Source organism: Methanosarcina sp. WH1 (genome assembly GCF_000970005.1).
Taxonomy (GTDB): domain Archaea; phylum Halobacteriota; class Methanosarcinia; order Methanosarcinales; family Methanosarcinaceae; genus Methanosarcina.
Map to the genome: position 1 here is coordinate 814,261 of NZ_CP009504.1, position 22,857 is coordinate 837,117.

The following is a 22,857-nucleotide window of genomic DNA, read 5'->3' on the forward strand; positions in this document are numbered from 1 at the left end:
CCAGATCAAAACATAGTTTTAAATAACTTATCATAACTTATCATAAAAAGGCTTCAGAGGCTGAAAACAGAGAGCTTGCTCTGAAGAGATATTTCAAACGGTATTCCGTGAAACACCCACAGGCATGAAAGAGGAATTTTAAAATGCACCTTCCAAATCCCCATAAACAACACCCAAAAGTAAGCAAAAGGGCGTGGATATCCGAAACAGCATTAATAATAGGAAACGTAAGTATTGCAGATGATGTATTCGTCGGGCCAAATGCAGTCCTCAGGGCAGACGAACCAGGTTCATCCATAACTGTTCACAGAGGCTGTAATGTACAGGACAATGTTGTGGTCCATTCACTCTCACATTCCGAAGTGCTAATTGGAAAAAACACTTCCCTTGCCCACAGCTGCATTGTACACGGCCCCTGCAGGATCGGAGAAGACTGCTTCATAGGGTTCGGGGCAGTGGTGTTTGACTGCAATATCGGGAAAGATACGCTTGTCCTCCACAAATCCATTGTCCGAGGCGTGGATATTTCCTCAGGCAGGATGGTACCTGACGGGACCGTGATCACCAGACAGGATTGTGCTGACGCTCTTGAGGATATCACAAAAGATCTGACTGAGTTCAAAAGATCAGTGGTCAAGGCCAATATTGACCTTGTGGAAGGTTATATAAGACTCAGAGAAGAGAGTTGAAGACAAAAATACAGCTAATACAGCTAAAATACAGCTAAAATACAGCTAAAATACAGCTAAAATACAGCTAAAATACAGCTAAAATACAGCTAAAATACAGCTAAAATACAGTTGAAAGCAAAAATACTGTATTTATCCAGAATTATTCTGGAAGAAAAATCCGGGAGGAAGAAAAAGAAGTAATCCAGACCGAAAACTTCTGACCGTAGGTTAAAGGTATTTTCCCTCCAGCTTTTCCAGAACTATTTTTCCTTTGTCCGTAAGCATATATTTTTTCCAGGTTGATTTCTCAGGAGTCAGGCATTCGATTAAATCCCTGTCCTCAAGTTCTTTTAAGGCGCGACTGATATTTTGTGTAGACCTGCTTGCTTCATGGGCGATATCCGAAGCTCTCACTGCATTATGCCTTTTCATGGACTCCATAAGTATCAGGCGGCGGTCAACACTGATAACCCACTTCATCAGTTCTTCTATTGAGTTTTCAGTCATGTAAGTCAGATTCTCCAGCAAAAACTTCCTATTGAGATAAGCAGTCGCATAATATTTAACATTTAATCACTCTGTCGCGGAAGATGCCGTCAGGAGATACAATTCAGGTACTTAAAGTAACTATAATTTTTAGGAAGTTTTAAAAACACAGGAAAATAAAAAAGAAAAAAAGTAAAAACAAAAGAAAAAGGAAGGAGGAATTCAGGCAAACTTTGCCAGAATTGCCTTAATATCCTCAAAAACCACGTCTATATCCTTTGTACCGTTAAGGGTGACAAGGATACCTTTTTCTTTATAGTAGTTGATTAGCGGTTGGGTCTGCTTTTTGTAGACATCCAGGCGGTTCTGGACGGCTTCTGCAGTATCATCGACGCGCTGGAATATCTCACTGCCGCAACTGTCACAGATGTTGTCTTTCTTTGGTGGGTTGGAGATCATGTGATAGCTTGCCCCGCATTTGCACATCAGACGCCCGCTGATTCTTCCTACAAGCACTTCGTCAGGCACCTCAAGGTTGAGGACAATATCGATGGGCTTTTCGATTTCATCAAGTATTGCTTCCAGGGCGTCTGCCTGAGGGACAGTTCTCGGGTATCCGTCAAGAATGAAACCTTTTTTACAATCTGCCTCATTCAGACGGTTTTTAATTATGCCTATAAGCACCTGATCAGGGACAAGTTCTCCTTTGTCCATATATGCCTTGGCTGCAAGTCCCAGTTCTGTTCCTTCTCTAACATTTGCCCGCAGGATATCCCCTGTGGAAATCTGCGGAATTCCGTAGAAATCAACCATTTTTTTGGCCTGGGTACCTTTACCGGCACCCGGGGGCCCGAAGAGTATTATGTTCATTCGAAGATCCCCTTTTTGTGTCCTTTTATTTGATTTTTTCTTTATGACCTATATTTTTCAGTTATCCTTGCAGTTAGAGGTTTACCAGCCCTTACTGCTCCCCGAAGAAAGAACGGATCATCGGGTGCATTTCCATCATCTGCTCGGAAGCAATATCCTCGTAAAGACGGTACACAATGCTTACTGTAAGCAGCAGTCCGGTACCTCCGGCACTTCCGAGAGTACCGAGCAGGCTTGCAACCAGAGTGAGAAGCCCAATGAAAGCTCCACCTATCACAGTAACCTTTGGAATGTAACGCTGCATAACTTTTTCAATACTGCCAATGTTCCGCCTGAAACCAGGGATCTGCATTCCTGAATTAAATATCTTCTGGGCTGTGGGCTTTGCACCCATGCCTGTGGTTTCGATCCAGAAAAGGGCAAATATAATTCCGCCTCCGATCAACATCACGGCATCTGAAAAGACATGAAGCACAATCTGCCAGGTAGCAGGAGCAGCTGCCCCGTAGCTTGCAAAGGATTGTTGTACAAGGGACGGTATCCAGTCATATGGACTGTGTATGGGAGCTAGGTAATACATGATCCCGTTCAGGGGCTTTGAGCCGCTGAATTCTCCGAGGAAGTTTATCCCTCTGCCGGAAAGGATTATCCCAATCATCTGGATGTTAGCCTGAAGAGCCCTGACAAGAATCATGGGCAGAACTGATGCGTATATGAGCTTTACAGGGAAACGACCCCTTGCCCCTCTAACCGCACTGTGGGCGAGAGGGATCTCAATTCTCGTACTCTCCACAAATACCACAAGCAGGAATATGATTACCGTGCTCAGGAGAGCGAGAATTCCTCCTCTGACCAGCAGGAACATCAGACCTTCACCGGAAAAGAGGTAGTCTGCCCCCGTGTTTTGGGCAATGTAGATCCATTTGGGAATGAGTCCGACAGGAAGCCCGTCTTCAAGTTGCCAGTTAAAAATACCTGTAACGATCTGCTGGGAGATTCCTGCAACTATGAAAAGCCCGACTCCTGATCCAATACCCCACTTAGAAATCACTTCATCCATGAAGAGGATCAGCGTGCCTCCGATAAAGATCTGGACAAGGAGCATGAAGGTGATCACTCCCAGGCCTACACCAAGAGTGGAAGCAAGCCCCGGATCCGGCTGGATGTATCCACCAAGAAGCTGCGGTAGAGCTTCCAGAATAATCATAACAAAGACAAGAAACTTCTGGGCACCCTGAAAGAACGCCTGGTCTTTGGGGTCCGAAAGATCCATTTTGATAATGTCTGCCCCGACAAGAAGCTGCAGGACGATAGAAGCCGTGACAATTGGCCCTATACCGAGAAGGACTAAAGATCCCGAAGCCCCGGCAAAGAAGGCGCGGTAAGATTCAAAAAGGTCAACAGAATCCTGAGACATCCCGAAGAGCGGCACATTTGCAAGAGCAAAGTACAGCACCAGAACTCCCAGAGTCCACCAGAGTTTATCCTTAAAGTGGACGTGTTTTTCCGGACTTGCTACTGCGGGCAACTTGTTAAAAAACGGTTCTAAGGTATCCCTGAGAGTCATCGATTACACCATTCAAAATATACATTTATTTATACTATATTAAATATTAGATTATGTTTTTACCTTAAGTTAAAGGTATATAGCACATCTAATATAAAAAGTTACTAAAAGAATGAAATAAGTAGAGTCAGGATGACACTACTTATTCGGCATCGATGCAGCTTCCGCCTGCATTTTCAATCTTTTCACGGGCAGAGGCTGAGAATTCCTCTGAAGTAACCACAAGGTTCTTCATGACACGTCCGCTTCCAAGTACCTTCTCAATTCCGAGATTTTCGAGGTTAATGTGGTATGCCCCGTCCTTAACCTCGGCAAACCCTTCTTCAACAAGATAGGGAGCAAGTTCGTCGAGCTCTCCAACATTTACTATGGAAACGTCCTTGGATACTACATCAGGGCGTTTGAAACCATGCTTTCCGTAGCTGTACCCGCGCATCATAGCTCTTACGAAGTGGTGTTTACAGCCACCGGCTTTCCCGCGGCCTCCGCGGTTTCCGGCTCCACGCCTGTTTTTGTGAGTTCCGCCACCGCAGGTCCTGGACCCTCTGAACTTTTTAACATCCATTCAAACCACCTTATCTCATTTTATGCAGGAGCACGTTGATATCTTCATCGTGGTTTCCGAGCACTCCGCCCTGCTGGACTGTCCTCTTAATTCCTGCATGTCCTTTTCGGGGCGGGTGAAGCCTGAAAACAGGCTTCAATTTGGGAACATCCTTAAGGGAGGTTTTTCCCTCAACAACAGCTTCGGCAAAGGCCTGTATGGAATCATAGTCCGTATTTTCACGGATATATTCTTCTGTGAGGCGGGTGTTGCCTTCAAGCCTTCCACGGTTTTCGAGGACTTCTGCAAGGATTTTTGCATCAATCTTTCCGTATGCAACGTAGTCCTTCACTTTCTGGACCATACCCTTGTAGTGAGGATTCTCCGGCACAAACACACAGTGGTTAACTCTGTGCAGGCGGAGCATCTTCATGGTGTCCTCAATGGTATAGCGCACGTTGACCTGTCCTCTCATTCTCACAACTGCATACATCTCAGACTTCCTCCTTACCATAGTAAACAGGCAGCCTTATAACGTTGACCTGGTTAAGGGCATCGTAGGTAGCCTTTGCGAAGTTGAGAGTTGTCCTGGTAGTTCCGAAGGTCTTGGTCCATACGTCTTTAATGCCGGCTTTTTCAAGCACTTTGGTTGCAGTGTTTCCTGCGGCAATCCCGAGTCCCCTTGGGGCGGGAATAAGGGTCACACTTACACTGCCTGCCTTCCCTGTAACCTCGTAAGGTACGGTATGCGGCAGCCCGCAGGCACATTCCCAGGAACCGCAGCCTCTGCGGATGTAGGTAATGTTGAGCTTTGCAGCGTCGATTGCCTTACGGATTGCAGGCCCGACCTGAACGTCTTTTGCCTGTCCAAGTCCTACATAGCCGTTTCTGTTTCCCACGATTACGGTTGCTCTGAACTTTACACGGCGTCCTGAGTCAGTCATCCTCTGGACCATGTTGATATCGAGCACCTCATCTTCCAGGTCAGGAAGCAGCATATCAATTATCTGGGGTTCCCTGATAGGCAGGCCTGACTTGATTGCCTCATCCATGGAAGCAACCTGTCCTTCAACGACTAGTTTTCCAAGCCTGGTTTTCGGTACCCAATCTTGATCGAATGCCATTTAATCACCTTAACTAAACTCAGCAAAGATTTTCTCTTTGGTTGCTTCAAACTGCTCTGGCAGGTCTGAGCTCTCTTCTCTGTATTCGGCTATGTGCTCTCCGCGGATTCTCTCATCCGAGGGAAACACTTCCGGGCTGCAGGGGATTTCAAAGCCTGAGTCTACAATCCCTTTAAGGGTGGCATAGACTCTTGAGCCTGTAGAGGAAGCCTGGAGTCCTATGTCCAGAATGCCTCCTTCATAGCCCTTCTGCAAACTCTTCAGCCCGAATAAGAGCCCTGTTAGGTATGCAGCCGTCGTGTTTCCGGTAGCTCCTGTGTAACCGTACTTTGCAAGTTCACTCGAAACGGCTGAGGAATAAGTTATGTCCCCGTCTGCTGTTGGAGCTATTAACTGGATCTGAACGTTTCTTGCACTCTTTCTGACAACTACACGGTCCTGCTTTGAGAGTAGTAATTTAAGGCGGAGGTGGTAGTTGGTACGTCCTTCTCTTCTTCGTCTAAAAGGAACCTTATATCTTGGTCCTGTTGCCATCTTCAGCTCCTCCAGGTTATTCTTTATTTAACAGTTTTTCGGACTCAAGGTGAGAGTTAAGGTGGGAAACGCTTCTGTATTCTCCGCCTTTTGCTTTTCTGTAGAGTCTGCAGTACACTGATTTATCAAGTGCTCCGTCTGCACGCAGCTCCTTGAGTCTGTTTCTAAGAGCCCGGATCTTTTTGATCCACTGTTCCTTTCTGGGAGTACGGGCTCCTTTCTTACCCTTTCTGGAACCATGTCCCTTGCAGTGCCCATACTTACGTTTGACAGCACGAGCTTTGGCTCTGCCTCTACTGACTCCTTTTACAGGCTTTGCCTTAATGGTGCCTTTCTCAATGAGTCCGCGGATATCTTCTCTTGTGATCGCAGAGGCGATTTCTTCGGATGCTTCGGGGTTAAGCCATACCCTGTCAAGCCCACAATCAAGAACTTTGGAAGCCAGCTTCCTCTGGTTGAACAGGTCTGACATTTTATTCACTCCTTCCAGGGTTCAGTACTTTAATTCCGAGTTCTTCAGCTTTTGCAAGAATAATGGCTTTCTTTTGTGCGCCTATTGTTCTTGCTATCCTGATAGCCTCAAAAGACGGGTCAACAAGCTCAAGTTCCGCAATGCTGGTAATAAGAACATCAGAATAACCCGAAGGGTGCAGACCTTTGACTGCTGCAGGGCTTCCGTATCCTACCTGGGCAAGAGCGCCTTTTGCAACATACTTTCTGCGCTGTTTACCCTGAGAACCTCTCGGGCGCCTCCAGTTGGTGTCAAGTCTTTTGAATTTGTGGCTGCAGGTTCTCTTGAACTGGGGTTTCTTCCCCTTCTGAACCTTTCTCACGTTGAATAAGCGCCTGGATTCAGGATCCATATCAAGGGCGGAAACCGAAGTACCTTCAACTTCATTGAATTCTTCTCCCATCATAACCACCTTCAGGCCTTCTGCACTATGTAGATTCCATCCTGGAAAATCCTTGGATCGAACCTCTTAATCTTGGTCTTCTGTTCTATGTTTGCGGCAGTCTGCCCGACATCTTCCTTGTTGATTCCGGTAACGATGACCTCGCCCCCGCTTACCTTAACCTTTGTCTCACCAAGGATTTTTGCAACTCTTGGCTTCTTTTCCCCAAGGAAGTTCCCGATTATGAGAGTCTTGCCTTCAACTTTTACCTGCATTGGGAAGTGAGCATACACAATATTCATCTTGCACTCAAAGCCTTCATTTACGCCTTTCATCAGGTTTCTGATATGGGAGGCAAAAGTCCCTACCATGGCTTTCTGCTCTTTCCTGGAGAATTCTGCATCCACCAGTACATCTTCTCCCCTGACTTCAATCTTGATTCCGGGGTACCAGAACTTTCTTTCAACAGTTCCCTTCGGGCCCCTGGCTGTAAAGACATCCCGAGAGAGAGAGACGGAAACTCCTTCAGGAATCTCTATTGTTCTTGCAATTTCCTTAACCATTTCCTGTTCCCTCCTCAGTACACATAAGCAAGAAGTTGCCCACCGATCTTCTTATCACGGGCCTCATACTGAGACATGACCCCGCTTGAAGTGGTTACGATAAGGGCACCAAAGTTCTTTGCTGGTAGAAACTGCTTTTCCCATCTTTCAAAGCTGGCAGTTCCTACGGAGTAACGCGGTTTTATTGCACCGCACTTGTTGATTCTTCCCACAAGGGTAACGCTGTAGATTCCGGCTTTTCCATCGTCGATAAACTCAAAATCTCCAATGTAGCCGAGATCCTGCATAACCTTCAGGACGTTGCCAATATTTTTTGAAGCAGGCCTGACAATACAGGAGCTCTTCCCAATGGCTTCCGCATTCTTAATAGTGGAAAGGGCGTTTGCAAGAGGATCAAGTAATACCATTTTAATCACCTTACGAGTACTTATCAAAGCCCATCTCGTGGGCAATTTCCCTGAAACAGTGCCTGCAGAGGTAGATGTCGTATTTACGGACAAGCCCCTGTTTTCTTCCGCACCGTTTGCATTCGTTTACTCCTCTTCCGGACTTGTTTATTGTATCTGTCATTTACATGACCTCCACGCCGTAACTTTCGTTAAGGAAGGCGATCGCATCGTCCACCGTGACCCTGTGGCCAGTCGGGATTTTCCGGGTTGCGATTCTCCTTTTGCAAATCCTTTCTCCCGGGCGTTTGAGTACAACAGTGACGTCCATTCCGAAAACCCCGATGTTAGGATCATATCTCATACCCGGAAAGTCAGTATGTTCTTCAATCCCAAAAGAGACGTTTCCGAGGGAATCGAACTGTGTCTTGCTCAGAGTCTTCTCAATTATCCCAAGAGATGTCTCAAGGAACTCCTGAGCTTTCGGACCCCTGAGAGTTACCTTGCAACCGATGGGCTCATTCTTTTTGATTGCAAAAGCAGGAAGGGTCCTTTTTGCAAAGCACTTTACGACTTCCTGTCCTGTGATAGCCCGTAGGATGTCTTCGGCGTTTACCAGTTGTTGACCACTTTCTCCAACACCCATGTGGACAATTACCTTTTCAACAACAGGTGTGCGCATAGGATTACTCACTAAGCTCACCACCAAGCCGAATTTCAGGTTTGTCCTTACCAATAACGATTACGTAGTCCTCGATTGTTTCGAAATCGGTTTCTCCGGAAATCATTACTGTGTTGTGTCTGGAACTCTTAACTTCCTTGATCTCCATGATCTTTCCGGTTTCTCCCGAGTGCTGACCACCTACAACCATTGCAAGGTTTCCGACCTCAAACTTCAGGTGTTTTACTACCTGCTTGTCAGGAATGGAAAGAATCAGGGAGTCCTTTGTCCCGTACTCGTTGGAGCCAATGATGTTGGTTCCGTCATTGAGGTTAAGCTGGACTTTTCCTCCCTTGACGGTTAACTTGTTGTCGATCCTGCACAGCTTGTTTACGTTAGTTTCGTTGAGCTTGTGAAGGGTCAGGCGTCCCTTTTCATCCTGGAGCATCCTGTATGCTTCATTTACAAGAGGAAGGGTAATTACATCAAAGAGCCCTACCGGGAATCTGAGGTCTTTCCTGGGAATTCCGTCAACAAGAACTTTTCCTTCGGAGAGAACCCTTTTACCTTCTCTGCTGTTGTCAACAAGCTTGAGAATGTCCCGAATGATGATTCCGAGCGGAAGACTACGTGCCTGGCTGTGAGGCCCCGGGCGGGTAGTGGAGATCCACTTATTGCCTTTTTTCCCGACCTTCCAGCTCTTTGGAACTGATAATCTTTTCTGGTGTGTCACAAAATCACCTGCCTCACTTTTTAATGCTTGACGCTCTGCGCCCGTCTTTCATTTCTAGTTTTGTGATCATGACGTTTGAGGGATTTATGGGCCTTGGGACTTCAGTGCCGTCCACTTTTGTGGAAGTAACTCCGTCCACTGAGATTGTGCCGTCCATAAGAGATACGGACTGGACTTTTCCTTCAGTGCCTTTGAAGTCTCCGCGCATGACCTTTACTGTGTCACCAGTGATGACTGCAGCACTTCTTGTGCCGTACTGTTTGGTAAGTCCCTCACTGAGTCTTGCACCCATGAATTTCTGCCTGATATGGAGAGGTGCGGTGTATCTTGCCTTTCTCTGCTTTCTGGGCTGTTTGGATACCATTGCAATCACCTCAGACAATTATGGATGCTGTAGTTCCTATTTTGGGGAACCTCTCAGCTACTTCCCTTGCTATCGGACCTTTTATGTCCGTGCCTTTGGGAATTCCGTCTTCGTCCGTGATTACCATTGCATTGTCCTCAAAGGACACGTGTAACCCGTCCGGACGGCGGAACTCCTGCCTCTGGCGAACCACCACTGCGAGGAGAATCTGTTTCCTCATTTCTGGTGTGCCTTTCTTTACGGAAACGACGCACATGTCACCAATTCCTGCGCAGGGCATTCTGTTTTTGACTCCTCTGTACTTCTTGACAGAGATTATCTCAACGACCTTGGCTCCGGTGTTGTCCACACACGGAATCTTGGCGCCTGCGTTAAGAGCCCTTGGGATGTTTGAGCGTATGCCTTTCATTTAGGCACCTCCGCTTTGACCACCACAAAAGACTTGGTTTTGCTTATACGCCTGCATTCTGCGATGGTGACAATGTCACCAACTTTTGCAGAAATGCAAGGCGGGTTGTGTGCGTGAACCTTCGAGCGTCTCTTCTCGTATCTCTGGTATTTCGGCACCATTTTCATGTATTGCCTTTCAATGACTACCGTATTGTCCATTTTGCTGCTGACCACGGTACCCACAAGGATCTGACCTCTCACCGGAAGTGTTCCGTGAAAGGGACAGTATGCATCATCACATTCCTCTGATGGCGCCGGTATATTTAATCCAATATCTCTTGCCATGAATTTAGCCCCATTTACGTAGCTTTTTAATGTTCTTGATCCGATTTTCGGGTTGTGAGAGCAGCAGGTTTCCCTGAATTTTAACGAATGTATCGGATCTGCGGCCTTTTTCTGAGAGCTCGGCAGGGACCCGGAAGATAAATTCCGAATCCGCCTTGGGAATCTGCAGTTCCCGGGACTGAGAGTTTTCAACCACAAACATATTTTTCGTCTCGTTAACTACTCTGCCCCGGATTCCTGTTAATGATGGATTAGTGGAGTAAATCACCTTAATATCGAGCCCTATCAGTTCATGAAAGATAAGAGTCGAAGGCAGAATTTCCACTTTAGATCTCATTTAGCTCGTGCTGAATTGTCTTTATCCGGGCAATAGTTCTCCTGATCTCTCCGATTCGTCCCGGATTGTCTGGAGCCCCGCCTGCAGAGGTAAGGGCACGTTCTCTAACCAGTTCATTATTAAGGTTTTCGAGTTCGTCAGCCCGTTCTTCGATTGTCATGGTCCGGATTTCGTTGGTCCTGAGAATTGCCATTATTCCTTAGCCTCCTTGTGGACCCTTGCCATGGGATGCCAGTAATCATAGCTCTCATGCTTGTGCTGCCAGACACCATTGACCTGTCTTCGGACTTCTTCTGAGCCCTCAACATAGATAAGTTCGGCTTCTTCGACGTCTTCAGATGCCTCCACCGGGGATTCTTCCTCAGCTTCTTCGGGTTCTGCGACTTCGGCTACCTCTACTTCTTTCTCGGGTACTGCCGCAGGAGCTTTGGGTTTTGCCGCACCTTCCTTTTTAGGGGCTTCAGCGGGTTTCTCAGCTGGTTTTTCGGCAGGCTTTTCAGCGGGCTCAACGATAATCTCGCTTGATTCCTTAATCCTGAATGAATCAGGTAGGACAACGTCAGGTTGAATGATCCTGACTTTGCAGCCAAGGGTTCCGAGCTTTTTAACTGCTACTGCAAACCCTTCGTCTACTACCTCTTGTACAGGGTGTCCGGAGTGTTTTACGTGCCCGTTAACGAATTTTTCAACTCTTGACCTTGCTCCGGTAAGCTTTCCGGAGATTACGACTTCACAGCCAAGTGCGCCTGCGTTCATGACTGCTCTGAGGGTGTTGTGTCCGGCTTTTCTGAAGTACCAGCCCCTCTCAATGGAAGATGCAAGCCTGGATGCCATCATCTGGGCATTAAGTTCAGGCCTCTTGACTTCCTGAGCGTCAATCTGCGGGTTTTCGAGGTTGTATTTGGTTGCAACGTCACGGGTAAGTTTTCTGATGACCTTCCCGGCTTTCCCGATTACCATCCCCGGCTTTTCGGAGTAAATAATAATCTGGGTGCCCATAGGGGTCCTGTTCAGCTCCATGCCGCCGTATCCAGCCCTGTTCAGCTGTTCTGCAAAATACTCGTCCATGGAGGCTTTAACATACCCGTCATTAACGAACTTTCTCTCTATTGCCATTTAGCGCACCTCGGAGAGGATCATCTCGATGTTTACAGTTTCCGTGTCTTTGGGTGTTGCCCTTCCTCTTGCCCTCGGCATGAACCCATGAATCACCCTTCCACGCTGAATGACAGCATGGGTGATGTACATGTTTGCAGGTTCAAGACCCTTGTACTCGGCGTTGCTCTCTGCATTTTTGAGAACCTTTAAGATCTCTTTTGAAGCACTGACAGGGTATCTTCCTCCAGCCATAGGACCTTTCCTGTGACCGGTCCCTTCGGAGTGTCTCTTGAAGGGCACTGCCTGCTTCAGGGCAATTACGTCCTCAAGGAATTTCCTTGCTTCAGAGGCTTTCATGCCTTTAATCTTGCAACAAACCTCACGGGACTTCTTCGGGGAAATGTGAAGTTCGGAACCCATTGCTTTAGAGGTAATTTCAGGATCTCCATTAATTGAATAGTTTATTCTTGCCATTCCCTTTCACCTCATTTCAACGGTACGAACTTGCTTGAACGGGTTGCTCCCACACCGGCACTGCCGTGGTTAACTTTTGGTCTTGTGGGTGCAAATTCTCCAAAGCGGTGCCCGATCATTTCAGGCTGAAGTTCCACACTTATAAAACTTTTCCCGTTGTGGATTTCGATAACTGTTCCGATCATTTCTGGAAGAATGATCAGGTCCCTGTGATGGGTCCTTATATTCTTTCCTTCCTTGAACTCGTGCAGGACTTTCTTCTGCCCGTCTGTGAACCCGCGTTTGATGCTCCTGCGCTCTCTGGAAGGCAGAAGTTCTGCAAACTCTTCAAGACTCAGTTCCTGAAGTTCTGAGACGGTTTTCCCGCGGTAGGTGAACTCACCTTTTCTCTTCGGTAACCTTGATGATGATTTTTTTACCATAACGAATTCCCCTCATCAGCGCTTCATTCCGGTCCTTCTTGCTGCAATCAGCCCGACTTTTCTTCCGGGCGGGGCGTTTCTACTAACAGTTGTGGGCTTTCCCGGGTGCTTCCAGGCACCTCCACCGAACGGGTGGTCAATCGGATTCATGGCAACACCTGAAACCCTTGGATACTTTGCAGCCCTTGTTTTCATTTTGTGGTACTTTTTACCGGCTTTGAGCCAGGGTCTGTCCACTCTGCCACCGCCAGCAACAATCCCGACAACTGCTCTGCACTTGGGGTTAAGCCACTTTATGTTACCGGAAGGCATAGCCACTGCAGTCCTTGTCGGTTCGTGAGTCACAACGGTTGCATATACTCCGGAGGATCGGACAAATTTGCCGCCGTCGTTTGGCTTTGATTCGATGTTGCAGATGAAGAAACCTTCAGGAACATTTCCGATAGGTACAATGTTCCCGGGCTTGACCACGGCATCGTCTCCACACTCAATGATGTTCCCTACTGAAATGCCTTCGGAAGCAAGAAGGAAAAGTTCCTCTCCGTTTTCAAAGGCAACTTTTGCGATAGGGGCTGAGCGAGCAGGGTCGTGCTCGATTTTTATGACTTCTCCCTGAAGGGAGGTATTTTCATCCACACGGGGGTGCCTCAGGTCTGCCTTATACTTGTGAGAAGGAGCTCTGTAGGTTGGAGTACCTCTACCCCTGTTCTGTGATATGATTCTTTTACCCATGGATCACACCTCACATAAGTCCTATTCGGGTTGCAATCTCATGTGCCGCTTCAGGTTCTTCAAAGGCAAGGACTGCTTTCTTCATACCCTTCATTGTGGTCATTGTCCGCACGGATCTTACTTTGAATCCGTACATTTTCTCAACATCTTCTACGATCTGCTTTTTGTTTGACCTGGTATCAACGATAAACTGAAGCTTGTTTTCATCAAGCAGCATCATCGCTTTTTCAGTAACAAATGGATAATTGATAGAACTCATTGGAATGCGCCCTCCAGTTTTCCAATTGCAGACTCTGTCCAGACAGTAAGGCGACCTGCATGCGTACCTGGTGCGAGCAGTTCGGCGTTCAGTGAGTCCACTGTTACGACATCTACTCCGGAAAGGTTTCTTGCAGCCTTCATGATAGGAGATTTTTCTCCTGCAACTATCAGGACGCTCTTTTTATGTTTGTATTTCCTGCCTCTGATTTTTCCACGGCCGGCTCTGATATGCCTTCCGTACTTTGCCCTGAGGACATCCTCATACAGACCAGCAGCTTCAAGGAATTCTATTACCTGCTTTGTCCTTTCGAGGTTTTCAAGAGCATTTTCCGCAACAATCGGAAGTTCAGCTTCAAATATGTGACCCCTCAGGCTTACAAGGGTAGGGTCAATGGTTGCTGCGATTGCAGAGCGGATTGCATAGCGGCGCTCTTTTGTGTTAACCTTCTCGCTTCTGTCAGCTTCCGGTTTTGGTGGGTGAGCTCTCCTTCCGCCCTTTGCGTGCGGGATTCTTGCAGCCCTGCTGCTGTTTACGAGTCTGGGGACCTGGGATACACCCCTTCCGGAGCCCCAGCCTCTTGCAGAAGTTTCCATGCCTGCGTAGAGACGGGGACCATAGGGCTGAAGCCTGTTTGCCTGTGCCGCAAGTACTGCCTTTTTAATAAGGTCAGGGCGGTAGTCTACGTCAAACACTGGTGGAAGTTCGATTTCCCCGATTACCTTTCCTGTAAGGTCTATGGTTTTTGCTGTAGCCATCTTAGATCACCCCTGCTTGGATTCCCTGCTTATGTACAGGATGTTGGGTTCGCCAAGGTCGGCTTTTTTTGCCCTGATCGGATCTCTGAACCTTATAAGTCTTTTGGAAGGCCCCGGGACACTGCCTTTTATCAGCACATAGTCTCCGCGGATAAGGCCATAGTTAATGAACCCACCTTCCGGAGTGACTTCTGTTCCATCGGCTCCGATCTTGAGGATACGCTTGTTAAACTCAGTCCTCTGGTGGTATCCCGTCTGACCCATCTGGGGAACTCTCCAGGAAACGTGAGCCGGATGGAAGGGACCGAGGGTACCGACCTGCCTGAGGCTTCCCTGCCGGGAGTGCTTGCCTTTCTGCATTTGAATACCCCAGCGTTTTACAGGGCCCTGAGTACCTTTACCTATGGTAATTGCGGCGGTGTCAACAAGTGTTCCATTCTTGAAAACATCGGTAAAGCTTACAAGTGTTCCGAAGATTGATTTTGCGTATTCGAATTTGGTGCTGAGGTCTCTTGCACTGATTCCGGATTCCATGATATCCGGCACCTTTTTAGGGACACCGGTAAGGCTCTTTGGAAGGGTGTAGACAACTGCCTTAACATCGCTTACTCTGCCTTCTTCGATCAGTTTTCCGATAGCTTCAAGGGCTTCAGCCTGATTCTCTACTGCTGGAATTGGAATCCTGCGTTTGAGTTCAGGATCAAGGTCTGCTGCCCATACCTCCGCAATTGCTTTTTCCCCGATGCTGTCTTCTGTGTAAGCCCGGATAGCTGCAACCCTTATCGCAGGAGTTTCGATTATAGTCACAGGCACGGAGATTTCCATACCCTGGGTAAGGCTGTTCTTTATATCATCAACCATAATCACGTGGGTCATACCCACCTTATAACCTGCAAAACTCTGTAGCTTTGGCTCGCCTGTAGCTTCCGGCCAGGCCCTGAACCTTGGAATGTGGCTCTTGGCCCTCTTGCGCGGACTGAATGCGAGGGAACCTCGTTTTGGTCGGTGTATGCTTGCCATATTTCTACTCCGTAAACTTCAATTGAAATGCCAGCCCCTCCGGTCGGAGTAACACAAGTGACAAAAGAGAAGTGTTCTGGATTCCCCGAACGCTACCAGGTGGGGGAGGGATGTCGTTTCAGACCTGCCGGCGGAAAGCCTCAAGCAGACCGGAGCCCTATGCTCCCGGTACCCTACATTCCTTCAGGCATCTGCAGATATTCGGTTCCCTTTTGCTCCTGCCTCAGCAGGAACATCTGATAAAAGGACCGACCTTACGATCCTGGCAGACCCAAATCCAGGCACTCGGCCCTGATTTGAAACATATAGCAATCTGATTTTGAAACTTCAGTATTCAGCAACCTGATCTATAAATCAGTTAACCTTATTTGAAACTTCAGTATTCAGCAACTGCAACCGCAACTCATCGAAAAACTGAAACAGTTTCGTGCGATTTTAGACGCCTGCGCGGCGTCAAAAGCGGGCGTTTCAAAGCATTGGCCCTTTGACACTCATGTTGATCCGACTTTTCTCACTGGCTTATATTCAATGCAGGGAATTCGACCGTAAAAACGGTAGAAAGCCCTTACTTCCGGAGATATCCGGGAGTTTAGCATTAAGCATCACATTGATCTGATAAGTAGTTCCAAGCACTATAATGCCTGAAACCTCACATCTCTGATGTACTTTGCCTTTAAATAGCACATCTAATATATAAAGCCTTTGCAGAGATAGAGGAAAAATAAAAAAGAAGAATCAATGGCAGGGGAGAAAAAAAGATTATAAATTTTAAAGTCAAAGGTGCAAGGATTAAGCCGATACGACAAAAATACTCAGGTATTCGCCGGCAAAAACTCGGAAAACATCCCATTCCGAATTGCCCTTATTAATACACCATTGCGAAGTATACTATATCGAAGTATACTATATAATACATTCAGAGCAACAAACCTGACTTATTTACCAGCGCCAAGGATGGCATTCATGAAGCATAAACCCTGAAAAAAGGAAGCAAAAAAGTTTTCGGATGGAGATCGAACCGAAAAAAGTTCAGGATTCTGTCTGTTTTTCGGCAGAAACCTGTTTTACGATTTTAGGGACCTTTCTACCCCTGAAGTTTATTCCGCCAGCAAGTGCCACACCCGGAGATTTCTTAACTAATTCGACATCGTTGCTGTCAAGACTGGCGATAATCGTTCTTCCTGCTACCATTTCAATCCTTCCACCGGCACCCAGAACCACTCTAAGGATTCCCTGTATCTGAAGGGCGGTAGCATTTTCTTCAACCTTTATAAGATATGTTTCAAACGGCATCGGAAAACCTGCAGATTAAAGTTTGATTCTTGAGAGAGTGTTGCTACGCAGTTGGGCTTCAGGTGCCTGTTTTGAGACTACAAGATTCACCGGGACCGATAGGTTGACCGTAGAACCTGCTTCCGGACTCTGACCTGTAACTGTTCCGGCGGTAGCCGTTGAAGCGACTTCGGAAATCGTCCCGACTTTAATCCCCTGAGCCCCGAGCAAAGAATACGCTTTTTCAAGGGGCATCCCGATAACGCCTGGAACTGATTTATAGTCCTGCCCGGAAGTTTCGGCAGATGTGCTGGCAGAAGTTTCACGGGATACCTTAGTTTCGGTTTCGGGAATTGTCCGCAGGGGTTTTTCAAGCACCACGTTCTTTTCTCCAGTTGAAACGATAAGGTCAACCTTTGCGTTTGCTTCAACTTCAAGCCCGGGTTTGAGGCTCTGGGTAAGTACGACTCCGGATTTTCCGCTCGAGAGCTGTTTCTTTAACCTTCCCGTCTGGAGCCCGGACTTTTCTATGACTTTTTTTGCACTTTCAAGCTCAAGCCCGAGCAGGTTAGGGACTTCGTAGACCTTTGCAGAAACCGTCAGGACAATCTCAGAGTCAACTTCGACTTCCGAACCCGAACTGAGACTCTGGGTGAGGACTATGCCCGGGTCTTTGTCCGAAGGCTGTTCTTTGACTCCTTCAAGCTGGAGCCGCGATTTTTCAAGAAGGACTTTTGCGGCTTCAAGTCCGAGTCCTACGAGGTTCGGGACCCTTACGGAAAGAAACCTGGAAACTGTAAGGTCCACGTCTGCTCCCGGTTCTGCAAGGGAACCTTCAGATGGGAGCTGGGCAAGGACCATACCTTGAGGTTTACTGCTTTCTATTTCAATGACATCTCCTATCTTAAAGCCTGATTCAAGCAGTTTGCTTTCGGCTTCTTCATTTGAGAGCCCCACAAGGTATGGAACTTCCACATAAGAGTCAATACCCGGTTTTTCAGGAGAAGCTTTCAGGGAAAATTCTATTGTGCTGAGGTTTTCGGGGCTGATGATGTCATCGGCTTTTGGCAGCTGGAACCTTAACTCCCCCCCTTCGAGAGCAATGTTGGTTTTTAAGGTCACATTCATATTGCTGACAAGGTACTTTGAGCCGGACTGCACTTTCTTAAGTCCCTTGTCCATTTCCACAAACGAGGACGCAAAAGAGCTGACAAGGTTTGAAGACGAAAGGACAGGTCTGTTTTTCAGCAAAATGGAAATCCGGGACTCAAGTTCTGCTTTCTCACTTGAGAGTGTCGTCACCTGGGTTGCAAGACTGTTTTTCTCCCGTTCAAGGACGAGTTTTTCCGCGAGCAGTTTGTCAAAATTTTCTTTATAGACAAGGGCTTCTTTTTGAATGGATTGGAATTTGATTTCCGTATTATTCAATTTATCTACAATGTTTGCATAACTAGCGGAATCTATTGTTCCGGCTTTCCTGAATGCTTCCAGGCTGCTCCTGATATCACTTAGATTTTTCATGCCGTTCCTCCTGAAAGAGCATTTCCTGAAAAGAACCTTATTCTTCCCTTACCTTTGAAGACGCAGGGACGGAAACGACCTTTGCTTTGATGCAGCTTGAGCCTTGCACATCGTAACTGTAAAGCGAGTTGTAAGAGGCATTGAGGGGAGAGGCGTTGAGGACAGGCCTGTAGCCCCTGACCCGTTTTTTGGAGTCCCTTTCCTCTTCAAGTTTCACAGTAAGCGACATCTTAAGCTCAAGGTCCACCTCAGGGATGTGATACCAGACAGCCTGAATATCATACTCGCTGAGGGTTTTTTCTTCATCAATCTCAATCTGGGTCTTTATGGAGTTCCTGTCAAGAGCCCGCTGGGTCTCGGCAACCGAACGCCCGACTTCCCCCAGAAGCTTGGAAAGGGGGGTGATAAGCACTTCTCCGATTTCTTCCCCGTAATTAACCACGATTATAACTCCTTGAAATAAGTCCCGGAAATTAGTTCCGGTAAGATAGAAAAATACGGCAGATATTTAACCTTCAAAAAGGGTATTTAGAGCCTTATTTCCCGTGGCTACAGGCAGGTTCTCACAGATTTCCAGAGAACCTTCCTGCAGCAAGAGATCTTTTGTTAAATATTTGGTCAGGGCGGGCTTATTCAGCAGCCTTGACTTTCACCTTGGGGATCGTTTTTTCAGGAGCAGGGACTGGTTTGAGGGTTGTCCTCAGCAGACTTGTGCCTTCTTCCTTAAAGGAATATTTAGAACTGTATTTTGCATTAAATGTGGAAGTGTAAGCAACAGAAGTCGTATTTTCAAAGCTCCCCTTGCTCTTTCCGAAGAGGACTTTTGCAAGCCCCCCGGATTCCATGCTGCCCGTGACCTTTGACTGGTTGTTAAACTTGAACTCCCTGCCATAAGTGAGATCTGTCGAAGACTCTCTCATCATGGTTATTGTCATCTTAACCTCGATAATCGATTCCGTAAATTCGTAGAAACGAGGCTCAAGCCCGTAAGTCAGAAGAGACATTGGCTGGTCATTGGTAACCACACTGCTTGCAGTAACATTCCCGTCAGCATCCACGGTCTCTTCAATATACATTACTACGCTTCCCGCATCAAGCTGGGTTGACGCGAGAGTCTGTGCAACCTGCACCGAATTCATGTCCAGAGCCATCTGCCCCTCTGCAATCGCAAGGGCCATTTCTTGAATCATGTCCCCAAAAGGAACATTCAATAGTTCCTGACCGACACTTACCATAGTTATTTATCCCCTTTTAAATAAATAAAAACTGAGTATAAAACTAAAGACTTTAATAGTATAAAACACTTTGTAATAAAATATCTATTGTTTTCAAATATTGTTATAAACCATTGACTTTAACATTCACGTAAATTTGCTCAGAAACAGTAGCAACAGAGTAGAGAAGAGACGAGATATATAACTATAAAAAATATAAATATAAAAAGAGTAATAAAAAATACAAAAAATGTAATATCTGTACAATCTATAAAAAGTAATAACTATATAAATAGTAATAAATATAACAAATGCAATAAGTATAAAAATTAATAAATATATAAATAGTACTAAATATAACAAATGCAATAAGTATCAAAAATTAATAAATATAAAAATAGTAATAAATATAAAAATAGTAATAAATATAACAAATATAATAAATAATACAGATTACGATGAAATAGAATGAAGTTATACAGACACGAAAGAGGAAATTTTCTCTCTTTTCATCTTCCCCTGAGATGCTGAAAGGCACTCAAGCGTACAGTAGATTGCCTTTTCCTCCACCTTTTTCAGGACTACAAACTCATTCCCACAAATCGGACATGTTTTTCTTACATACTCCATAATATCACCCACTTTTTTAAGTTCCAGTCTCGATGATGGTTATTCACAGGCAACAGCTACTTATTTTATTCCAGAATCAGGAATTAAAAGCATAGGGATTTATTAGTAGTTAATACTGTTTTTTCTGTATAAGATAATGCCACATTATATGTGTATTTTCCAAAATTTTGCGCTATAATAACTATTTAATCGTAAATATGATTGTACATAGCTAAACATTAGACGAGTAAATAACTTTAGGAACCTGACTTCCGCCTTTTTAGGTGCATATATACTTTTCCGTAAGTATATAAGGTCAGATGATTACGATTTAGAGATTCTACCTTGCATCCCACTTTCCGCAGTATTTTTCGTATATTCATTATTTTTCTTGCTATCGATTTTTGTCCTAACGTGAATTTCTCGGATTTCTATGCAGGAGTTAAAAATGGCTATACGGTATGTTCAGAGACCAAAAAACTTAGTATTCAATTTTTATTCAAATTTCAGTTTGGGTATATTAATTGAGAATTTTTGAAAAACGCTATCGGAAAAAATATTGATTTTCAAAAAAATACTGCGGAATGTAGGTTGCATCTGATGCGCTTAAGTTTAAGCGCATGAGTTGGTATCAGGCGACATTTATGCGCTTAAAAATACGGAACCAAGGTTAGGAAACATAGTTTCTGAAGATAGGCACTTAATAAGTGGATGTTTGGGGAGAACTTGTAGGGGTTTCAAAAAAGACAAAATTAAAAATTCATTTGATAAATGAGCCTATCCCGAAACTAACATTATATATAAATTATACATTTAATAACATATATTTTTGTATAATTTATATGAAGAAGCGTAAAACCCCTGAGTCTTTAGCTCAGGGGATATAAGCGTCAACTTCAACCCTGATTCCGTATGTAATATTCTGCCGCCTCTTTACTAACATTTCCGATAGTAGACGCAAAATAACCATCACTCCATAACGTATTCTCACCCCAATAATACTTTTTCATATATTCTTTTTGAGTTTTCCATAACCTGTTAGTATATTCTTGTTTCAATTTTCTGACAATTGACAAAACGCTAACTTTCGGCTCACTCTTAATCAAGAAATGAATATGGTCTTTGTCAGTTTCCATTTCAAGGATTTCAAAGTTAGACTCTTTTGAAATGTCAATCATAATCTGTTTGAGTTCTTCGCTAATTGGTTCAAGTATGACTTTTCGGTATTTGCAAACAAAAATAACATGATACATTAACAAAAATTTGCTATGATTCCGTGTTTCATACTTCGTATTTACCAAAAAGTACGTGTGTTGTTAAAACATATAATGCCTTTGTATGATGCAAGCGTTCAAATTTAGACTCTATCCTACAACTACACAAGCTATTCAATTGAATCAGCATATAGGTAGCTGTAGATTTGTCTATAATTGGGCACTTGACCAGAAAATTAAAACTTATGAGCAGACAGGGGAATCAATTTCCAGATTTGACTTAAACAAATTAATTCCTACTCTAAAGGCTTCTAATGAGTGGTTAGGGGAAGTTAACTCTCAATCATTACAGGGGATGACTAAGCAGGTTGAATCCGCTTTCACTAGATTCTTTAGAGAGAAAACAGGGTTTCCAAAGTTCAAATCAAAAAAGAATCCGATACAGTCTTTCCCTGTACCTCAACACTACACTGTAAACTTTGAAAATAATACTATCAAGCTTCCTAAAATAGAACCAATTAAAGCAGTTCTTCACAGGAAGTTTGAAGGAGAGCCTAAAACGGCTACGGTATCAAGGACATGTAAAGGACATTACTATATCAGTATCCTTGTTGAAGATGGAAAAGAACTTCCAGTAAAGGAAGCTTTCACAGAATCAACAACAGTAGGAATTGATGTAGGTATCAAAGACTTTGCTGTCCTTTCAACAGGAGAAAAGGTTGAGAATCCAAAGTACTTGAAAAACTCTCTTAAAAGGCTCAAAGTATTACAGAAAAGAGTCTCAAGGAAACAGAAAGGCTCTAAGAACAGGGCAAAAGCTAAACGAAGACTTGCTGTACTCCATGACAAAATAACAAATCAGAGAAATGACTTCCAGAACAAACTCTCTTTTAGACTTGTTAGCGAAAACCAAGCTGTAGCTCTGGAAACTCTAAATGTTAAAGGCATGGTTAAGAATCATCACTTAGCACAGGCTATAAGTGATTCTGCGTGGAGTAGTTTTGTAATAAAGTTGGAATATAAGGCTCAATGGTTTGGAAAAACCGTCCTGAGAATAGGACAATTTGAACCCTCTTATAAGCTATGTAGTGTGTGTGGATACCACAATAAAGAGCTTCAGCTAAAAGACAGAGAATGGATTTGTCCAGACTGTAAAACCAAACACGATAGAGACATTAATGCCGCTATCAATATCAAAAAATTCGCTCTCATAGATCAGAATCTAATTGGATTATGACACCATAGGGACTACGGGGATGAGCTTGGGGACTTGCCCTCAATAGAGGGAGGAATGAACCAAGAAGCCACTCAGTCTTTAGCTGAGTGGTAGTTCACTATATTCTATGAGAATCCATAGAACCCTATCTTCCTTCACAGAAACTCATATTAGAAGGTCTCTTGCCAGACTTCTGGAAGTTAAAAAAATGGATTTAGTTGCCGTTACAACAGATTGTACGTGAAAGATGCTTCGTAGATATGGCTCGAAGTCAACAGTTCATAGATTTCATCTCTACTTGTGTAAACATGTACCTATCAGAAGATTTTCAATGAATTACAAAATACGTATAACATGGTAAATAACTATCCAACTAAATGATAACAACAATGGAAAAATTCCCATATTTAAAGAACTTTCTAGAAACTCCTCCCCACGCTTTGAACCCGAAAGTATATATTTAATGCCAAGAAGTAAACCCAACCCGACTAATACCATATTATTGTAATCTGGGAGACCAAATACAATATTCATAAAAATTGTACTTGATGATGTAGTAGTGATTATGCTTGTAAACATA

The 22,857-nt window shown here is 44.8% G+C and carries 35 protein-coding genes; 3 read left to right on the forward strand and 32 right to left on the reverse strand.

What is annotated here, in order from left to right:
- Nucleotides 1–143: 143 nt before the first annotated feature.
- Nucleotides 144–689 carry a carbonate dehydratase gene (locus tag MSWH1_RS03645; protein ID WP_048126171.1) on the forward strand — a complete coding sequence of 182 codons (546 nt, stop codon included), beginning with the start codon at nucleotides 144–146 and terminating at the stop codon, nucleotides 687–689.
- Nucleotides 690–899: 210 nt separating this feature from the next.
- Here MSWH1_RS03645 and MSWH1_RS03650 read toward each other — a convergent pair whose 3' ends face one another.
- The 26 genes from MSWH1_RS03650 to rpl3p form a co-directional block, all read right to left on the reverse strand.
- Nucleotides 900–1,178 (reverse strand): MarR family transcriptional regulator, encoded by a 279-nt coding sequence (locus MSWH1_RS03650; RefSeq protein ID WP_048126173.1) that lies wholly within the window; start codon nucleotides 1,176–1,178, stop codon nucleotides 900–902.
- A gap of 201 nt (nucleotides 1,179–1,379) precedes the next feature.
- Nucleotides 1,380–2,027, reverse strand: a complete 648-nt coding sequence (locus MSWH1_RS03655; protein ID WP_048126175.1) for an adenylate kinase — start codon at nucleotides 2,025–2,027, stop codon at nucleotides 1,380–1,382.
- 91 nt (nucleotides 2,028–2,118) lie between these two features.
- Nucleotides 2,119–3,594, reverse strand: coding sequence for a preprotein translocase subunit SecY (gene secY, locus MSWH1_RS03660; protein ID WP_048126177.1), 1,476 nt, complete (start codon nucleotides 3,592–3,594; stop codon nucleotides 2,119–2,121).
- A 142-nt stretch (nucleotides 3,595–3,736) separates the two neighbouring features.
- Nucleotides 3,737–4,159 (reverse strand): uL15m family ribosomal protein, encoded by a 423-nt coding sequence (locus MSWH1_RS03665; RefSeq protein ID WP_048126179.1) that lies wholly within the window; start codon nucleotides 4,157–4,159, stop codon nucleotides 3,737–3,739.
- A gap of 10 nt (nucleotides 4,160–4,169) precedes the next feature.
- A complete protein-coding gene (locus MSWH1_RS03670; RefSeq protein ID WP_048126181.1) occupies nucleotides 4,170–4,631 on the reverse strand; it encodes a 50S ribosomal protein L30 in 462 nt (153 codons plus the stop codon).
- Nucleotide 4,632: 1 nt separating this feature from the next.
- A complete protein-coding gene (locus MSWH1_RS03675; RefSeq protein WP_048126183.1) occupies nucleotides 4,633–5,262 on the reverse strand; it encodes a 30S ribosomal protein S5 in 630 nt (209 codons plus the stop codon).
- A gap of 9 nt (nucleotides 5,263–5,271) precedes the next feature.
- The gene (locus MSWH1_RS03680) at nucleotides 5,272–5,796 is read right to left on the reverse strand and encodes a 50S ribosomal protein L18 (protein WP_048126185.1); all 525 of its coding nucleotides are present in this window, start codon (nucleotides 5,794–5,796) and stop codon (nucleotides 5,272–5,274) included.
- A gap of 16 nt (nucleotides 5,797–5,812) precedes the next feature.
- Nucleotides 5,813–6,268, reverse strand: coding sequence for a 50S ribosomal protein L19e (locus MSWH1_RS03685; RefSeq protein ID WP_048126187.1), 456 nt, complete (start codon nucleotides 6,266–6,268; stop codon nucleotides 5,813–5,815).
- Nucleotide 6,269: 1 nt separating this feature from the next.
- Nucleotides 6,270–6,710 carry a 50S ribosomal protein L32e gene (locus MSWH1_RS03690; protein ID WP_048130207.1) on the reverse strand — a complete coding sequence of 147 codons (441 nt, stop codon included), beginning with the start codon at nucleotides 6,708–6,710 and terminating at the stop codon, nucleotides 6,270–6,272.
- Nucleotides 6,711–6,721: 11 nt separating this feature from the next.
- Complete coding sequence (locus tag MSWH1_RS03695) at nucleotides 6,722–7,252, reverse strand: 50S ribosomal protein L6 (RefSeq protein WP_048126189.1); 531 nt, start codon at nucleotides 7,250–7,252, stop codon at nucleotides 6,722–6,724.
- Nucleotides 7,253–7,266: 14 nt separating this feature from the next.
- Nucleotides 7,267–7,659, reverse strand: a complete 393-nt coding sequence (locus tag MSWH1_RS03700) for a 30S ribosomal protein S8 (RefSeq protein WP_048126191.1) — start codon at nucleotides 7,657–7,659, stop codon at nucleotides 7,267–7,269.
- Nucleotides 7,660–7,669: 10 nt separating this feature from the next.
- Entirely contained in the window at nucleotides 7,670–7,822 is a 153-nt protein-coding gene (locus tag MSWH1_RS03705; protein WP_048126193.1) for a 30S ribosomal protein S14, read from the reverse strand.
- Nucleotides 7,823–8,320 carry a 50S ribosomal protein L5 gene (locus MSWH1_RS03710; RefSeq protein WP_048126195.1) on the reverse strand — a complete coding sequence of 166 codons (498 nt, stop codon included), beginning with the start codon at nucleotides 8,318–8,320 and terminating at the stop codon, nucleotides 7,823–7,825.
- Between the two features lie 4 nt (nucleotides 8,321–8,324).
- Entirely contained in the window at nucleotides 8,325–9,032 is a 708-nt protein-coding gene (locus MSWH1_RS03715) for a 30S ribosomal protein S4e (RefSeq protein WP_048126196.1), read from the reverse strand.
- A gap of 13 nt (nucleotides 9,033–9,045) precedes the next feature.
- Nucleotides 9,046–9,396, reverse strand: a complete 351-nt coding sequence (rplX, locus tag MSWH1_RS03720) for a 50S ribosomal protein L24 (protein ID WP_048126198.1) — start codon at nucleotides 9,394–9,396, stop codon at nucleotides 9,046–9,048.
- 10 nt (nucleotides 9,397–9,406) lie between these two features.
- Nucleotides 9,407–9,805 carry a 50S ribosomal protein L14 gene (gene rpl14p, locus MSWH1_RS03725; protein ID WP_048126199.1) on the reverse strand — a complete coding sequence of 133 codons (399 nt, stop codon included), beginning with the start codon at nucleotides 9,803–9,805 and terminating at the stop codon, nucleotides 9,407–9,409.
- Nucleotides 9,802–10,131 (reverse strand): 30S ribosomal protein S17, encoded by a 330-nt coding sequence (locus MSWH1_RS03730; protein ID WP_048126201.1) that lies wholly within the window; start codon nucleotides 10,129–10,131, stop codon nucleotides 9,802–9,804. Before MSWH1_RS03730 ends, rpl14p begins: the two co-directional genes overlap by 4 nt.
- A gap of 4 nt (nucleotides 10,132–10,135) precedes the next feature.
- Entirely contained in the window at nucleotides 10,136–10,468 is a 333-nt protein-coding gene (gene rnp1, locus MSWH1_RS03735; protein WP_048126203.1) for a ribonuclease P protein component 1, read from the reverse strand.
- The gene (gene rpmC / locus MSWH1_RS03740; RefSeq protein ID WP_048126205.1) at nucleotides 10,458–10,661 is read right to left on the reverse strand and encodes a 50S ribosomal protein L29; all 204 of its coding nucleotides are present in this window, start codon (nucleotides 10,659–10,661) and stop codon (nucleotides 10,458–10,460) included. Before rpmC ends, rnp1 begins: the two co-directional genes overlap by 11 nt.
- Nucleotides 10,661–11,584: a 30S ribosomal protein S3 gene (locus MSWH1_RS03745; protein ID WP_048126207.1), complete on the reverse strand. Its 924-nt coding sequence runs from the start codon at nucleotides 11,582–11,584 to the stop codon at nucleotides 10,661–10,663. The genes rpmC and MSWH1_RS03745 overlap by 1 nt, the downstream gene beginning before the upstream one ends.
- Nucleotides 11,585–12,040 carry a 50S ribosomal protein L22 gene (locus tag MSWH1_RS03750; RefSeq protein ID WP_048126212.1) on the reverse strand — a complete coding sequence of 152 codons (456 nt, stop codon included), beginning with the start codon at nucleotides 12,038–12,040 and terminating at the stop codon, nucleotides 11,585–11,587.
- 11 nt (nucleotides 12,041–12,051) lie between these two features.
- Nucleotides 12,052–12,462: a 30S ribosomal protein S19 gene (locus MSWH1_RS03755; protein ID WP_048126214.1), complete on the reverse strand. Its 411-nt coding sequence runs from the start codon at nucleotides 12,460–12,462 to the stop codon at nucleotides 12,052–12,054.
- Between the two features lie 15 nt (nucleotides 12,463–12,477).
- Nucleotides 12,478–13,194, reverse strand: coding sequence for a 50S ribosomal protein L2 (locus tag MSWH1_RS03760; protein WP_048126216.1), 717 nt, complete (start codon nucleotides 13,192–13,194; stop codon nucleotides 12,478–12,480).
- Nucleotides 13,195–13,204: 10 nt separating this feature from the next.
- Entirely contained in the window at nucleotides 13,205–13,453 is a 249-nt protein-coding gene (locus MSWH1_RS03765; RefSeq protein ID WP_048126218.1) for a 50S ribosomal protein L23, read from the reverse strand.
- Nucleotides 13,450–14,211, reverse strand: a complete 762-nt coding sequence (gene rpl4p / locus MSWH1_RS03770) for a 50S ribosomal protein L4 (protein ID WP_048126220.1) — start codon at nucleotides 14,209–14,211, stop codon at nucleotides 13,450–13,452. Before rpl4p ends, MSWH1_RS03765 begins: the two co-directional genes overlap by 4 nt.
- A 6-nt stretch (nucleotides 14,212–14,217) precedes the next feature.
- Nucleotides 14,218–15,231, reverse strand: coding sequence for a 50S ribosomal protein L3 (gene rpl3p, locus MSWH1_RS03775; protein WP_048126221.1), 1,014 nt, complete (start codon nucleotides 15,229–15,231; stop codon nucleotides 14,218–14,220).
- Between the two features lie 57 nt (nucleotides 15,232–15,288).
- On the opposite strand from rpl3p, the gene MSWH1_RS18790 reads away from it, so the two are divergent.
- Nucleotides 15,289–15,471 carry a hypothetical protein gene (locus MSWH1_RS18790; protein WP_156148065.1) on the forward strand — a complete coding sequence of 61 codons (183 nt, stop codon included), beginning with the start codon at nucleotides 15,289–15,291 and terminating at the stop codon, nucleotides 15,469–15,471.
- A gap of 789 nt (nucleotides 15,472–16,260) precedes the next feature.
- Here MSWH1_RS18790 and MSWH1_RS03785 read toward each other — a convergent pair.
- The 6 genes from MSWH1_RS03785 to tnpA form a co-directional block, all read right to left on the reverse strand.
- Nucleotides 16,261–16,524, reverse strand: coding sequence for a hypothetical protein (locus tag MSWH1_RS03785; protein WP_048126225.1), 264 nt, complete (start codon nucleotides 16,522–16,524; stop codon nucleotides 16,261–16,263).
- Between the two features lie 15 nt (nucleotides 16,525–16,539).
- A complete protein-coding gene (locus tag MSWH1_RS03790) occupies nucleotides 16,540–18,024 on the reverse strand; it encodes a PASTA domain-containing protein (RefSeq protein WP_048126227.1) in 1,485 nt (494 codons plus the stop codon).
- 37 nt (nucleotides 18,025–18,061) lie between these two features.
- Nucleotides 18,062–18,466 (reverse strand): hypothetical protein, encoded by a 405-nt coding sequence (locus MSWH1_RS03795; RefSeq protein ID WP_048126229.1) that lies wholly within the window; start codon nucleotides 18,464–18,466, stop codon nucleotides 18,062–18,064.
- A gap of 187 nt (nucleotides 18,467–18,653) precedes the next feature.
- Nucleotides 18,654–19,259 carry a hypothetical protein gene (locus tag MSWH1_RS03800; protein ID WP_231585568.1) on the reverse strand — a complete coding sequence of 202 codons (606 nt, stop codon included), beginning with the start codon at nucleotides 19,257–19,259 and terminating at the stop codon, nucleotides 18,654–18,656.
- A gap of 453 nt (nucleotides 19,260–19,712) precedes the next feature.
- Entirely contained in the window at nucleotides 19,713–19,868 is a 156-nt protein-coding gene (locus MSWH1_RS19565) for a hypothetical protein (RefSeq protein WP_197074019.1), read from the reverse strand.
- An 875-nt stretch (nucleotides 19,869–20,743) separates the two neighbouring features.
- Nucleotides 20,744–21,148, reverse strand: a complete 405-nt coding sequence (tnpA, locus tag MSWH1_RS03805) for an IS200/IS605 family transposase (RefSeq protein WP_156148066.1) — start codon at nucleotides 21,146–21,148, stop codon at nucleotides 20,744–20,746.
- A 37-nt stretch (nucleotides 21,149–21,185) separates the two neighbouring features.
- Here tnpA and tnpB point away from each other — a divergent pair, with 37 nt between their 5' ends.
- Nucleotides 21,186–22,298 (forward strand): IS200/IS605 family element RNA-guided endonuclease TnpB, encoded by a 1,113-nt coding sequence (gene tnpB / locus MSWH1_RS03810; RefSeq protein WP_048126233.1) that lies wholly within the window; start codon nucleotides 21,186–21,188, stop codon nucleotides 22,296–22,298.
- The last annotated feature ends 559 nt before the right edge of the window (nucleotides 22,299–22,857 follow it).

Excerpts from the sequence above, each read along its gene's own strand:
- MSWH1_RS03645 (WP_048126171.1), top strand. The coding sequence starts at position 144 with ATGCACCTTCCAAATCCCCATAAACAACACCCAAAAGTAAGCAAAAGG.
- MSWH1_RS03650 (WP_048126173.1), bottom strand. The coding sequence starts at position 1,178 with ATGACTGAAAACTCAATAGAAGAACTGATGAAGTGGGTTATCAGTGTT.
- MSWH1_RS03655 (WP_048126175.1), bottom strand. The coding sequence starts at position 2,027 with ATGAACATAATACTCTTCGGGCCCCCGGGTGCCGGTAAAGGTACCCAG.
- secY (WP_048126177.1), bottom strand. The coding sequence starts at position 3,594 with ATGACTCTCAGGGATACCTTAGAACCGTTTTTTAACAAGTTGCCCGCA.
- MSWH1_RS03665 (WP_048126179.1), bottom strand. The coding sequence starts at position 4,159 with ATGGATGTTAAAAAGTTCAGAGGGTCCAGGACCTGCGGTGGCGGAACT.
- MSWH1_RS03670 (WP_048126181.1), bottom strand. The coding sequence starts at position 4,631 with ATGTATGCAGTTGTGAGAATGAGAGGACAGGTCAACGTGCGCTATACC.
- MSWH1_RS03675 (WP_048126183.1), bottom strand. The coding sequence starts at position 5,262 with ATGGCATTCGATCAAGATTGGGTACCGAAAACCAGGCTTGGAAAACTA.
- MSWH1_RS03680 (WP_048126185.1), bottom strand. The coding sequence starts at position 5,796 with ATGGCAACAGGACCAAGATATAAGGTTCCTTTTAGACGAAGAAGAGAA.
- MSWH1_RS03685 (WP_048126187.1), bottom strand. The coding sequence starts at position 6,268 with ATGTCAGACCTGTTCAACCAGAGGAAGCTGGCTTCCAAAGTTCTTGAT.
- MSWH1_RS03690 (WP_048130207.1), bottom strand. The coding sequence starts at position 6,710 with ATGGGAGAAGAATTCAATGAAGTTGAAGGTACTTCGGTTTCCGCCCTT.
- MSWH1_RS03695 (WP_048126189.1), bottom strand. The coding sequence starts at position 7,252 with ATGGTTAAGGAAATTGCAAGAACAATAGAGATTCCTGAAGGAGTTTCC.
- MSWH1_RS03700 (WP_048126191.1), bottom strand. The coding sequence starts at position 7,659 with ATGGTATTACTTGATCCTCTTGCAAACGCCCTTTCCACTATTAAGAAT.
- MSWH1_RS03705 (WP_048126193.1), bottom strand. The coding sequence starts at position 7,822 with ATGACAGATACAATAAACAAGTCCGGAAGAGGAGTAAACGAATGCAAA.
- MSWH1_RS03710 (WP_048126195.1), bottom strand. The coding sequence starts at position 8,320 with ATGCGCACACCTGTTGTTGAAAAGGTAATTGTCCACATGGGTGTTGGA.
- rplX (WP_048126198.1), bottom strand. The coding sequence starts at position 9,396 with ATGGTATCCAAACAGCCCAGAAAGCAGAGAAAGGCAAGATACACCGCA.
- rpl14p (WP_048126199.1), bottom strand. The coding sequence starts at position 9,805 with ATGAAAGGCATACGCTCAAACATCCCAAGGGCTCTTAACGCAGGCGCC.
- MSWH1_RS03730 (WP_048126201.1), bottom strand. The coding sequence starts at position 10,131 with ATGGCAAGAGATATTGGATTAAATATACCGGCGCCATCAGAGGAATGT.
- rnp1 (WP_048126203.1), bottom strand. The coding sequence starts at position 10,468 with ATGAGATCTAAAGTGGAAATTCTGCCTTCGACTCTTATCTTTCATGAA.
- rpmC (WP_048126205.1), bottom strand. The coding sequence starts at position 10,661 with ATGGCAATTCTCAGGACCAACGAAATCCGGACCATGACAATCGAAGAA.
- MSWH1_RS03745 (WP_048126207.1), bottom strand. The coding sequence starts at position 11,584 with ATGGCAATAGAGAGAAAGTTCGTTAATGACGGGTATGTTAAAGCCTCC.
- MSWH1_RS03750 (WP_048126212.1), bottom strand. The coding sequence starts at position 12,040 with ATGGCAAGAATAAACTATTCAATTAATGGAGATCCTGAAATTACCTCT.
- MSWH1_RS03755 (WP_048126214.1), bottom strand. The coding sequence starts at position 12,462 with ATGGTAAAAAAATCATCATCAAGGTTACCGAAGAGAAAAGGTGAGTTC.
- MSWH1_RS03760 (WP_048126216.1), bottom strand. The coding sequence starts at position 13,194 with ATGGGTAAAAGAATCATATCACAGAACAGGGGTAGAGGTACTCCAACC.
- MSWH1_RS03765 (WP_048126218.1), bottom strand. The coding sequence starts at position 13,453 with ATGAGTTCTATCAATTATCCATTTGTTACTGAAAAAGCGATGATGCTG.
- rpl4p (WP_048126220.1), bottom strand. The coding sequence starts at position 14,211 with ATGGCTACAGCAAAAACCATAGACCTTACAGGAAAGGTAATCGGGGAA.
- rpl3p (WP_048126221.1), bottom strand. The coding sequence starts at position 15,231 with ATGGCAAGCATACACCGACCAAAACGAGGTTCCCTCGCATTCAGTCCG.
- MSWH1_RS03785 (WP_048126225.1), bottom strand. The coding sequence starts at position 16,524 with ATGCCGTTTGAAACATATCTTATAAAGGTTGAAGAAAATGCTACCGCC.
- MSWH1_RS03790 (WP_048126227.1), bottom strand. The coding sequence starts at position 18,024 with ATGAAAAATCTAAGTGATATCAGGAGCAGCCTGGAAGCATTCAGGAAA.
- MSWH1_RS03800 (WP_231585568.1), bottom strand. The coding sequence starts at position 19,259 with ATGGTAAGTGTCGGTCAGGAACTATTGAATGTTCCTTTTGGGGACATG.
- MSWH1_RS19565 (WP_197074019.1), bottom strand. The coding sequence starts at position 19,868 with ATGGAGTATGTAAGAAAAACATGTCCGATTTGTGGGAATGAGTTTGTA.
- tnpB (WP_048126233.1), top strand. The coding sequence starts at position 21,186 with ATGATGCAAGCGTTCAAATTTAGACTCTATCCTACAACTACACAAGCT.